Here is an 11,263-nt window from a genome sequence, read left to right on the forward strand (position 1 = left end):
CTTTGCGAGGGTATTGAGACCATCGGTGAGCTGGGCGTCCTGCAAGACTTTGGCGTTCGCCTGATCCAGGGCTACCTCCTGGCCAAGCCCGCGTTCGAGGCTCTGGCCATCCCCGCGCCGATGGTGCCGGGGTATAGAGATAGGCAGCCAAGTAGACCATTTCTGACCAAGCAGGTAGCCGAATCGTTGGTACAGCCGGGCGGACGCTTCGCCGGTTGATGCTCGCTGCGGCAACCGCATACGCTTATTAGTCATGACGGGTTGGTATTGGTAGTCTCAACCCTTTGCAGACCTCCACCATCTGACCCACGAACGTCTGGTCGCGAAGGTGGGCGGCAGATCTTTCGGCAGATGCCGCCACACGATACCGCCCTGCAGAACGAAGACGATCCCGTTCAGGATCTCCCGCATCGGCCACACGGGCGGGCGTTCAAACGACGCAGGCATGGGCAGCAGCGGCTCGACAACAGCCCACTCCGTGTCGGTCGAATCGGTTCGTATCGAAGACCCGCACGGCTATGCTGCCGCCAGCGGAGGGGGTCGGGTCCATATGGCGCTTCCAGGTCAGGCTTCAGCACACTCCTGGCGTCATCCAGATCCCGGCCACTCAACCCCCGCTCTTGCTCACACCACAACCCTTATCGGAAGGGTTCTAACGCGAACTGCCTTTGCTATTCGAGAGCCTGGCCAATAAGTCGACCGAAGCCTCCAGTTCCTGCAATGTGTAATTTTTTGTCGTCGAAGATGCTGTTTGGGCAACGTTGAACAGCCCGCTAACATGAAATCGTACCATCCCCGTACCGCCGGACGACAAGTCGAGCTGTTCATTCTTAGTCCGGAACTCCAAGGTATAAAAGCATTCAATAGATTTGAGAGCTCTGTCCGCTTCTTTTCCCTTCAGGAAGAACCCATTCTGCCCCTTTGGAAACTTTCGTTCAAGCACAGGTATAGCTATTACCGTAACTGCTCAGGCCCCATCGGTTCATGGAAGTGTGTGGCGTCGTCCAGCGCGGCTTGACGCGGCTCAATTCGCCTGAGCCGATCCACATACCCGGCGCGATCCTGCTGCACGGCGCCATGCTGGTGCTGGATGCCGACACGCTGGAGGTGTTACAGGCCGCTGGCGACACGTCCCGCCTGCTGGGCGTGCCCCTCGGGGAGTTGCTCGGGCAGTCCGTGGCGACGCTGTTCCGCCCCGACCAGATCCAGAATCTGCGCGGGCTGGCGGCCGCCCTCGCCCTCGTGAAGCCGCGCCATCTGCTCGATCCGCAGTTGCGCGTGATCGCCGGCCAGCCAAACGCGTCAGAACCGCCCCGCTTCAGAGCCGTGACTACACGTATCTTCAACTGACCCCGGAGAGAGCCGAAGTCTTGATGCCGCGCCGGAGGACGCGGCTCCGGCTGTCACGAAACTCGCTGGAAGTCCATGTCCTGCTCGTCCTCGCCCCCTGTCATGTCTATCGCGAAGCCGCCACCGGTTTTGGGGGTCTTTTGACTGCGTTGCGGCTTTGGTACGACCGGGGTGCGGATGGTCTTGGCATGCTCTGCCACCCTGCGTTGCATTTGCGCGACTGGATGCGAAACGGCCTTGGCCGGCGCTTGGGATGCCGGCGTGGCCCCGATCTTGAAAAAGGCAATGGTTTGCTGCAGGAGCTCGGCCTGCGACGCGAGTTCCTCGGAGGTCGCGGACACTTCCTCCGAAGCGGCTGAGTTCTGCTGAGTCACCTTGTCGAGCTGCTGGATGGCCTGGTTGATCTGCATCGATCCGACATCCTGTTCGCGGCAGGCGGCGGTGATCTCCTCGACGAGTGTGGCGGTGCGCTTAATATCGGGCACGAGCTTCGCGAGCATTCCGCCCGCGTCGCGCGCCGCCTTGACGGTCTCTGAAGACAGCTTGCCGATCTCGGTCGCGGCGACCTGACTGCGTTCGGCGAGTTTGCGGACCTCTGAGGCCACGACCGCGAAGCCGCGACCATGCTCTCCAGCGCGGGCGGCCTCGACGGCGGCGTTGAGGGCCAGGAGGTCGGTCTGGCGGGCGATCTCCTGAACGATGGTGATCCGTTCGGCGATGGTCTGCATGGCCTCGACGGCCCTGCCCACGGCCACGCCACTCGCCTCGGCGTCCTTAGCAGACTGGTGTGCGATCTTCTCGGTCTGGCTGGCGTTCTCGGCATTCTGCTTCACGTTGGCGGCCATTTCTTCCATCGAGGCAGAGGCCTCTTCGGTCGAGGAGGCCTGCTCGGTCGAGCCCTGTGACAGCTGCTCCGCACTGGCCGACAATTGTTGGCTCCCAGCCGCCATATTCTCCGCGGCGGTCACAGTGTCACCGACAATATTGCGCAGCTTGCCCACCATCGTCTCGAAGGCCATGCCAAGTCTGTCTTTGTCAGACAGCCGCGGGGTTGCGATGGTCAGATCGCCGCCAGCGATGGCGTCCGCCACGCTGGCGGCGGCATTGAGGTTCTTCACCATCCGCTCAAAGGCGATACCAAGTCTGTCCTTGTCGGACAGGAGCTTCACTGTGACAGAAAGGTCGCCAAGTGCGACGGCATCGGCAACGGCTGCGGTTGCGTTCAGGCTTTTGATCATCTGCCCGAAGGCGAGGCCAAGTGTGTCTTTGTCCGAGAGCAGCTTGGATTCGACCGACAGATCACCGCAGGCAATGCTGTTGGCGACTGAGGCCGTCGCATTCAGGTTGATGGTCATGCGATTCAAAGCCGTAAGGACATCTCCCACTTCGTCGTCTGTCTTGGACACAACCGTGCGGCTGAGGTCTCCTTCGGCGACCGCGTTGGCGAGAGCCACGGCCAGGCCTAGTCCACGCGAGATCGACAGGGCGATCCATATGGCCATCACCAAACCCGCCAACACGGCTGCCGCGACGACACTGATCAAGACCATTCGCGTCCGCTCATACGTGGATTGTGCGTCAGACAGAAAGCCGTCCGCGACGTGGCGCTCGTAGGCCGCAAGCTTGCCAACTTCCGCGAGCAACATATCACGCGCGTCTTTGGCGCCCCCCGCGGTCACCATGGCTGCGGCCTTGGCGTCCGAGTTGACACTGGCCAAGCGGGCGACTTCGCGAGCAGCAGCGGTGTAGGACTGCCACGCCAACTGAACGGCGTCGAACTGTGGCTTCACATCCGGTGCGATCGCCGCGCCGAGATCCGCCAGCTCCTTGTCGATCTTTCCGATGGTAGCCGCGAAGCCCTCGTTCAGTGCCTTAACCTGTGCGTCGTCTGTTGCCGCGATAAGTTGGAAGTCCAGGACCACAGCCGTCTGAAGATCGTAGCGGAGCACGCCCAAGGGTTCCGCGATCTGTGCGAAGTTCGGAGCCGTCTTCAGCTTTGCTTCCAGCACGCCTGCCGCAGCCAAGATCTGCCCCATGGCGTCTGCGGCTTTGCCGAAAGCGAGGTCAGTTCCCCTGTTTTGCGCGTTCTGCTGTGTCATGTCGAAGGCCTTGGCGGTCTCAACCTGGTAGGTTGTCCAGGCTGTCCTAACCGGCTGCAGGGAGGCATCGCGTACATCTGCCGGCAGCGCGTCGGCATATTGCTTCAGCACAGTGTCGAATTCGGCGGCCGTGTCGCTGAACGTCTTGCGTTGGTTGGCCTTGCCGGCGTCGGTCTGCTCCGCCAGTGCCAGAGAGAGGATTCGGGTCGTCGTCAGGGCCTTGGTGTTGAGCTCGCCGACACGTTGAACCCGGGTGAAGGGCTGTGCCGTGAAGTCCTGCAGGCGGCTGTTGGCCGAGGACAGGCTGCTGACTCCCAGCGTACCCGCGACGCCCATCAGCGCCAGAATGCCTCCGAACGCCAATCCCAGCTTGGCCTTGATCGTCAATCTCACGGTAGACCTCTCAATTGGTGGGTGGAGCGTCTCAACGCCGGTTGGCGAAAGGGGCAATGATTGTGGATCGGCCTTGTGTCACGACTCCTCGCCAGATCCTCGAAGCAACCGCTTACGATATCGATCGGCGTCCGGATCCCACGCTGCTCCACAAGCTCAAACTAGAATTCCTGCCAATCTCCGGCATTGCTGACCATGCCCGTCATCCCGTTCGCAACTTTGCGACTTGGTGCGGCCTTACGAACGAGGGCGATCGAGGGCGCGCTCTGCTGCCGTCGGCCCTGCGGGGCGGCCTTCTGCAACTCGCGCTGCATCGTATCGCTCCCCTGACCGACCCGGAACTGGCCGACCAGACCCGCGAGTTGCGTTGTCTCCTGCGACAGCGACTGGCTGGCCGCCGACGACTGCTCGACCATGGCGGCATTCTGCTGCGTCGTCTGGTCCATCTGGTTAATGGCGATGTTGATCTGCTGCAGACCCGCCGCCTGCTCGGTTGTGCCGGCCGCAATCTCACCGACGATCTTATTGATCTCGGACACCTGTGCCACAATGCGCTGAAGCCCGTCGCCGGTTTCCACGACCAGCTTGACGCCACGATCCACTTGGCTGCTCGAAGAAGAGATGAGGCCTTTGATCTGCTTGGCAGCTTCCGCCGAGCGCTGGGCAAGCGCCCGCACCTCGGAGGCCACAACTGCAAAGCCACGGCCCGCTTCGCCGGCCCGTGCGGCTTCCACCCCGGCGTTCAGCGCGAGCAGATTGGTCTGGAAGGCGATCTCGTCGATCACTCCGATGATCTGACTGATCTCGCTTGAGGACGTTGCGATGCCGTCCATCGCCACGACGGCTTGCCGCACCACGGTCGCGCTCTGCTTGGCATCGGCATCGGCATCGGAGACGACCTTGCGAGCGTGACTCGCGCCCTCCGCTGATTTTTTAACCGTCGCGGTGATCTCGTCGAGCGCTGCTGCTGTTTCTTCCAGGCTTGCGGCCTGCTGCTCGGTGCGCCTGGACAGATCGTCGGACGCGGTGGCGATCTCCTGCGTCCCCGAGCGGATCGCCTCGGTGCTGGAGACGACCGCCAGCATGGTTTCCTTGAGCTTGGCGACCGCCTCGTTGAAGTCGTTCCTGATCTGCACGTAAGTGGCGGAGAAGCCTTCGTCGAGATGGACCGTGAGGTCGCCGGTCGCAACCGCTTGCAACCCGTCGCCGAGACGGCGCACGACCTCGGCTTGCTCCTCGGCAGCGGCAGCGCGCTCGCTGGCGGTACGAATGCGCTCGGCCTCGTTGACCGCGCGGGAGCTGCTCGCCTCCTTTTCCAGCTGCACTGCATGAAGAGCATTGTCCCTGAAAACCTGCACGGCCTTGGACATGTCGCCGATTTCGTCACGGCGAGCCTGTCCATAGACCTCGACAGTCAACTTGCCCTGGGCAAGGGCGCGCATGCTCTCCGCTAAGCGCCCAAGCGGACCTGCAATCTTAGTCGATGATAGCCAGACCGAGAATGCGCCCGCCATCAGGGTGGAAAGCGTTCCAACGATCCCCATCATCACCAGCGCGCTGTTCGACTGCGCTTGCAGATCGGCCGCAGCCTGTGCGTTCTCGAGCAAGAAGTCATCGTCGAACTTCGTCAAATCGTCGAGCAAGGATTTCATTGGTCCCTGAAGGTCGCCGAGCAGAACCGCTCCGATCGCCATCTTGTTCAGATCGTCGGGCTTCAGTTTGTCTCCAAGCGTCAACGAGGGCGCGTCCAGGCCGATCTGCATCGGTTTCTTGGCCTGTTCGGCGAGGACGCTGAAACGTTCCTTGAACCTGGCAAAACTGGCAGCCTTGCTCGGGGCAAGTTTTATAGCCTCATCGAACAGCGTTCCCACTTTTGCGACAGCTTTGGGAAAGTTCTCTGCTGCCTCCCGTCCAGCCGCGCTGTTGCTATCGAAAATCAATGCGCCGGCCACTGAATCGAGGGTGACACCCATTTGTCGCGCGGTCCGAATGACCCGGGTAATTGCCAAATCCCGATGCTCGATGATGTCGCTTGCCGTCTCGCTCACGGACAAGAGATTGCGGGCCCCGAACGCCGCCATGGCCAGAATCACCAGAGCCATCATGCCAAGCGGAATGAGGGTTTTTGTACGCAGTTCCAAATCATCGAGCATGTCGGATCACAGGTTCGCGATAAATATCAACGGAGTGTCGGCAGGGGTCGAAATCGAATCTGAGGCTACTGCGATAATGTAAATGAAAGTCGCGTACGGGCAGAAGGTGCGCAGCTCGGGACATATCAAATACAATCAAAGTAAAATAAGACTATACCGTGAGCCTGCGCGACCTTGCGCGAGGACCGACTTTCCTGCGCCCCAGGGTTGCCTGAGACACCTCGGAAGATGGTGTATCGCGGCGGCTGCGGCGCGATCTGAGATCGAGAGCCAAATTGCCCCCTTCGCATATGATGTTCGGGAAGTCAGGTCTGACTTCGAGCATCGAGGAATGGAGCGACGGCGATGGCACATTTCGTGGGCTTGGATGTTTCGGTGAAGGAGTCGGCCGTCTGTGTCGTCGACGAAACCGGGAAGGTCGTGACCGAGCAGAAGGTGGCCTCCGAGCCGGACGACATCGTGACACTGCTGCGGTCAATCGATGTGGACTATGGCCGGATCGGCATTGAGGCTGGCCCGCTCTCGCAGTGGCTGGTGAACAGCATGGAGGAGGCTGGCCTGCCGGTGATCTGCGTTGAAACGCGTCACATGAAGTCGCTGTTGAAAGCGCAGCAGGTCAACAAGTCCGACAGGCACGACGAGCGGGGTATTGCGCAGATGATGCGCGTCGGCCTGTTCAGGCCGGTCCACGTGAAGACACTAGCGAGCCAGGAAAAGCGGATGCTGCTGACCACGCGCACGCTTGTCCAACGCAAGATGCTCGATGTGGAGGGCGACCTGCGCGGCACCTTGCGCAATTTCGACCTGAAGGTCGGCGTTGTTGGCAAGATTGGGGTCGAGGCTCGCATCCGCGAGTTGACCCCGTGACCGCGAAGCTGTGCGTTTTGGCCACCGGCTGAAAAGGCGTTGGTTCCTCGTTTGGAGGGTAGCGTGTCGCAGATTCAGGCGAGAACGGAAGCCACTCTTGAGACTTTACCGGTTCGAACTGCTCCAAGGGCTTCGGGAAAGCCACGCATTTCCCGAAGCCGGAGCGCTAACTTAACAAAACACTCATTCTGTCAAAAGTTGACCCCCTCAACTCACCTGTAACCAGCCGAAATCGTGAGCGACCTGCAAATGGCCATTTCGCACAGCTTCGCGGTCACGGGGCCAAGACGGTGCCGTGATCGCCGACACGGTCGAGGATCTCCGCTGCATTTTCCTGGCAGGGCTTTATCGCGCCGAGTAGGCCATTGCCGACCGGCTGCGCGTGCTGACGAATGGGCCCCCACCCTGGCCTAAGATCGACGTGGACAAGGCCATCCCGTGGCTTGAAACAAGGAACAGCATCACCCTGGCTGACAGCCAGCGGCAGGCGCTGCGCCTCGCCCTGTCCAGCAAGGTCCTGGTGATCACCGGTGGTCCAGGGGTCGGCAAGACGACGCTGGTCAACTCGATCCTGAAGGCGCTTGTGGCGAAGGCGGTGAAGGTCGCCCTGTGCGCGCCGACGGGCCGCGCCGCCAAGCGACTGACGGAGAGCACCGGCGTCGAGGCAAAGACCATCCATCGCCTTCTGGAAACCGATCCCAAGAACGGCGGCTTTCGCAAGGACGAGACCAACCCGCTCGACTGCGAACTGCTCGTCGTCGACGAGACCAGCTGGTGGACGTGCTGCTGATGCGAGCGTTGCTGCGAGCGCTCCCCGACAAGTCGGCGCTGCTGCTGGTCGGTGACATCGACCAGCTCCCATCCGTAGGACCCGGGCAGGTCTTGAGCGATGTGATCGAGTCGGGTGCCGTGCCGGTCGTCCGGCTCACGGAGGTGTTCAGGCAGGCTGCCACAAGCCGGGTCATCGTCAATGCCCATCGAATTAACCGGGGTGAAATGCCGGCATCCGACCAGGTGTACGGGGAGAGATCCGACTTCTATATTGTCGATGCCCCTGATCCAGAGCAGGCCCTGGCGAAAGTTCTGGCCGTGGTTCGCCATCGCATTCCCAAGGCCTTCGGCCTGGATCCGATCCGGGACGTCCAGGTGCTCTGTCCGATGAACCGGGGTGGCGTCGGCGCACGCTCGCTCAATATCGAATTGCAGAGAGTGCTGAACCCGCCGGGCGATACCAAGGTGGAACGGTTCGGCTGGACCTACGCGCCCGGCGACAAGGTCATGCAGGTCGAGAACAACTACGATCGCGAGGTCTACAACGGTGACCTCGGCCTTGTCGCGCGGCTCGACATGGAAGCCGGTGAACTCGTTGCGACCTTCGACGGCCGTGAGGTCGTCTACGGGTTCGGGGAACTGGACGAATTGGTGCTGGCCTACGCCACTACGATCCACAAGAGCCAGGGTTCCGAATACCCGGCCGTGGTCATTCCTGTGATGACCCAGCATTACACGATGCTGGCCAGAAACCTGCTCTACACCGGCGTCACCCGGGGCAAGAAGCTCGTCGTTCTGGTGGGGCAGCGTCGGGCTCGCCGCCGGCGCTGGTCGAAATTGCGCGAATGGCTGGCCATGAAGGGCACCACGGGCAGTAGCCGACAGGACGAGCTTTCGCAGCTGTATGACGGCTATCAATGAACGACCATCGTGGAAGCAGGTCGCCAGCAATGCCAACTTGACCGATGAGAGGGTGATCCATGTCGCTGCCTGAAACCGCCTCGCTGTTCGCTGATCTGGGCTCCTCCATCTACATGAACACGGCCGCAACCGGCGTGGGTCCAAAGCCTGCCGTCGATGCTCTTCAGGCAGCGGCTGCCGCATGGGCGGCCGGACGGTTCGACTATATGGAGGCCGAACGGGCCGGCGAGCGAGCGCGACAGCTGTTTGCCGAGATGATCAATGTCTCGGCGGACTGCGTGGCTTTGATTCCGACCGCAAGTGCTGTCGCGGACCAGGTCGCGGCCCACCTTCGGACATCGACATGCGGTGGCAACATCCTGGTGGGCCACCAGGAATACACATCCGCGCTGTTTCCGTGGTTGCAGCTCAAATCCGCAGGTTTTGAGATCCGTCTGCTGCCGTTTGAACGCGGCGGCGTGACCGTCGACCAATTCGCGGCAGCTGCCGACGCGAACACCCGATTGATCGCGGTGTCGGGCGTGCAATCCGCGACAGGCTATCGGGTCGACGTGGCGGCCTTGCGTGAGATCGCCAATCGATCCGGTGCACTCCTCTATGTCGATGGAGCCCAGATGGTCGGTGCTTTACGGATCGACGCTGCCGGGCTCGGGATCGACACCCTTGCGGTTCCGAGCCACAAATTCCTGCTGGGCACGCGCGGGATGGGATATGGGTATTTCGCGCCACATCTTCGCGACGCCATGATGCCGGTCGCCCCGGGCTGGAAGGCTGCGGCGGAGCCCTTCGCCAGCTTCTACGGGCCCGAGATGGCACTATCACCGACGGCCTCCCGGTTCGACCAGTCATTGGCGTGGTTCAATGCGCTCGGTGAGGTCGAAAGCCTTCGATGCCATCACGCGATCGGCCTCGAAAGGATCGGTAGACATAATGCGGATCTTGCCAGCCAGATGCGCCGATGTCTCCACGAAGCGGGGATCGACTTCCTCGACCACGGTCCAGCCCATGGTTCGACGATCTTCTCCCTTCAGCCACAACGATCCGATGCTGCAGCGCAGCTGGCCGAAGCAGGCGTGGTGGCGTCGGTTCGAAACGGCCGGGTTCGGCTCTCGCTACACTTCTACAACACGAGCGAGCAGGTCGATCAGGTTGTCTCTTTGCTGAGCGGCTGAACGTCTCCAGGTGCATCTGGCTGTTCTCGCCGAGATCTCGTCGTCTTTTGCGGCGAACGCCTGACAAGAAAGAGGCCGCCCCTTGCAGGGCGGCCCAAGTCTAGGGAGGAACGCCCAACAAGGGCAGAAACCTTTATGCATGAGGCGTGCCGGCAGAATTGGATGCCTAAGCGCATGGCTGGTGACAGCAGGACGGCGTAACCTTGATGGTGAACCACATCTTAATTTCGCCCGTGCAATCTGCAGCCCATCGGGCAAGCTGAGGCGGTTTCAAGCAGTCCTTTTCAGTCGGATCTATTGAGACCCTGACTGGCGCCCTAGTCCCATTTCAAAGCTAGGGCGCCTTTCTCGCGGACATCCATAGCCCGACCGCGTTGCGATGGCATGCCGCCGCCGAATGCCGCCCTCGCGACCCGCCTCATCAAGGCGCGCCAGGCAGCCGGCCTCGCCACCCCCGACGCCGCCGCAATTTGGCTCGGCATGGACCCGAAGGTCTACATGACCCACGAGCAGGGGCGATCCACCATGAAGCCGGCATAGACGCGCAGCTATCCCGTGTCGACGGCGCGTGGTGAAGCTCTATGGGGCTGGCCGGTACTTTTTATGCCGCCACTGCTACCGCCTGGCCCATGCGAGTCAGAGTGAGGATAGCCTCGACCGCGCCCGACGAAGGTCCAACACGATTCGGACCCGGCTTGGCGGCGAAGCCGGCCCGCTCTCGACATTTCCGCAGCGCCCAAAGGGCATGTGGAACCGCACCTACGAGCGACTGCTCGACAAGGCCATCGAAGCTGACGTGCAGGCTGAGGAGCTGTTTGCGGCGGAGGCCGCGCGTCTGCTTGCCCGGCTCGACCGGCGAGCCGGGAAGCGGGACTTCTGAACATAATCAACAATGGAGTTGCCCCATGGCTGATACACAAGGCACCAAACTGACGCGCTTCAACGCTCTGCGCCACGGAGTGTTGTCGCGCTACACCGTTCTGCCTTGGGAAGATGGCGACGAGTATCGGGCTCTCCTCGATGCACTCGTCGCGGAGCACAAGCCAACCGGGCCTACCGAGGAGCACCTCGTCGAGGAGCACCGAAGCCGGGAATCGTGGTCAGCCGTCGTGCGGCGTCATCTTCGCGAGCCCGCGCCATAAATTCCGTCGTCAGCGCGGCAATGCGGCGGTCCAACTCGCGCCATTCCTGCCATATGTCGTCGATCAGCAACAGCGCTCGCGGGCTCAGCGTGCTGGGTGGCACGGCGCCGTCATCCAGCATGAGAACGAGATGCTTCTCAAGCCGCTGACGACCCTGGGCGACGACAATACCGCGTTCCAGAAGCAAGGCGCGGAGCTGCTTGATCAGGGCTGTGCGGTCCGTGACAAGACGCGTCCTGGCCCGGTGCAGCCTGACAGCGCTCGCCTACAACATCAGGCGGACTATTACCCTGGTCGGTGTGCCGGACCTGATCGCTGCCGCGAGGGCATGAGACACGCCTGTTGTGTGCCCAATCACGCGCTCGCGGACCGTTATCAGCCCTCCAGCGGCCTCA

The 11,263-nt window shown here is 61.8% G+C and carries 8 protein-coding genes and 4 pseudogenes; 9 read left to right on the forward strand and 3 right to left on the reverse strand.

From position 1 onward, the window contains the following. A pseudogene (locus M8523_RS34520) lies at nt 1-219 on the forward strand (hypothetical protein); the annotation flags it as partial. 78 nt (nt 220-297) lie between these two features. Here M8523_RS34520 and M8523_RS37025 read toward each other — a convergent pair. Further along, nucleotides 298-563, reverse strand: a pseudogene (locus M8523_RS37025) (transposase); the annotation flags it as partial. Between the two features lie 421 nt (nt 564-984). Between M8523_RS37025 and M8523_RS34525 the strand changes: the two are divergent. Then, a complete protein-coding gene (locus tag M8523_RS34525) occupies nt 985-1,350 on the forward strand; it encodes a hypothetical protein (RefSeq protein WP_282589345.1) in 366 nt (121 codons plus the stop codon). A 53-nt stretch (nt 1,351-1,403) separates the two neighbouring features. On the opposite strand, the gene M8523_RS34530 is transcribed toward M8523_RS34525, so the two are convergent. Together M8523_RS34530 and M8523_RS34535 are read right to left on the reverse strand one after the other, a co-directional pair. After that, nucleotides 1,404-3,842 carry a HAMP domain-containing methyl-accepting chemotaxis protein gene (locus tag M8523_RS34530; RefSeq protein WP_282589346.1) on the reverse strand — a complete coding sequence of 813 codons (2,439 nt, stop codon included), beginning with the start codon at nt 3,840-3,842 and terminating at the stop codon, nt 1,404-1,406. Between the two features lie 161 nt (nt 3,843-4,003). After that, nucleotides 4,004-5,995, reverse strand: coding sequence for a methyl-accepting chemotaxis protein (locus M8523_RS34535; protein ID WP_282589347.1), 1,992 nt, complete (start codon nt 5,993-5,995; stop codon nt 4,004-4,006). Nucleotides 5,996-6,340: 345 nt separating this feature from the next. On the opposite strand from M8523_RS34535, the pseudogene M8523_RS34540 reads away from it, so the two are divergent. From M8523_RS34540 to M8523_RS34570, 7 genes and pseudogenes are all read left to right on the forward strand, one after another. Next, nucleotides 6,341-6,853 (forward strand): annotated as a pseudogene (locus tag M8523_RS34540) (IS110 family transposase); the annotation flags it as partial. A gap of 304 nt (nt 6,854-7,157) precedes the next feature. Beyond that, nucleotides 7,158-8,554 (forward strand): annotated as a pseudogene (gene recD2, locus M8523_RS37030) (SF1B family DNA helicase RecD2); the annotation flags it as partial. 59 nt (nt 8,555-8,613) lie between these two features. Next, nucleotides 8,614-9,726 (forward strand): aminotransferase class V-fold PLP-dependent enzyme, encoded by a 1,113-nt coding sequence (locus M8523_RS34550; RefSeq protein ID WP_282589348.1) that lies wholly within the window; start codon nt 8,614-8,616, stop codon nt 9,724-9,726. A 384-nt stretch (nt 9,727-10,110) separates the two neighbouring features. Then, nucleotides 10,111-10,266 (forward strand): hypothetical protein, encoded by a 156-nt coding sequence (locus M8523_RS34555; RefSeq protein ID WP_282589349.1) that lies wholly within the window; start codon nt 10,111-10,113, stop codon nt 10,264-10,266. Nucleotides 10,267-10,294: 28 nt separating this feature from the next. Next, on the forward strand, nt 10,295-10,606 hold the full coding sequence (locus tag M8523_RS34560) for a hypothetical protein (RefSeq protein WP_282589350.1): 312 nt from the start codon (nt 10,295-10,297) through the stop codon (nt 10,604-10,606). A 25-nt stretch (nt 10,607-10,631) separates the two neighbouring features. Continuing rightward, nucleotides 10,632-10,868, forward strand: a complete 237-nt coding sequence (locus M8523_RS34565; RefSeq protein WP_282589351.1) for a hypothetical protein — start codon at nt 10,632-10,634, stop codon at nt 10,866-10,868. A 130-nt stretch (nt 10,869-10,998) separates the two neighbouring features. Then, on the forward strand, nt 10,999-11,263 hold a 265-nt coding region (locus M8523_RS34570), incomplete at its 3' end, for a hypothetical protein (protein ID WP_282589352.1).

The sequence above is a fragment of the Lichenifustis flavocetrariae genome, from assembly GCF_026130545.1.
Lineage (GTDB): Bacteria > Pseudomonadota > Alphaproteobacteria > Rhizobiales > Beijerinckiaceae > Lichenihabitans > Lichenihabitans flavocetrariae.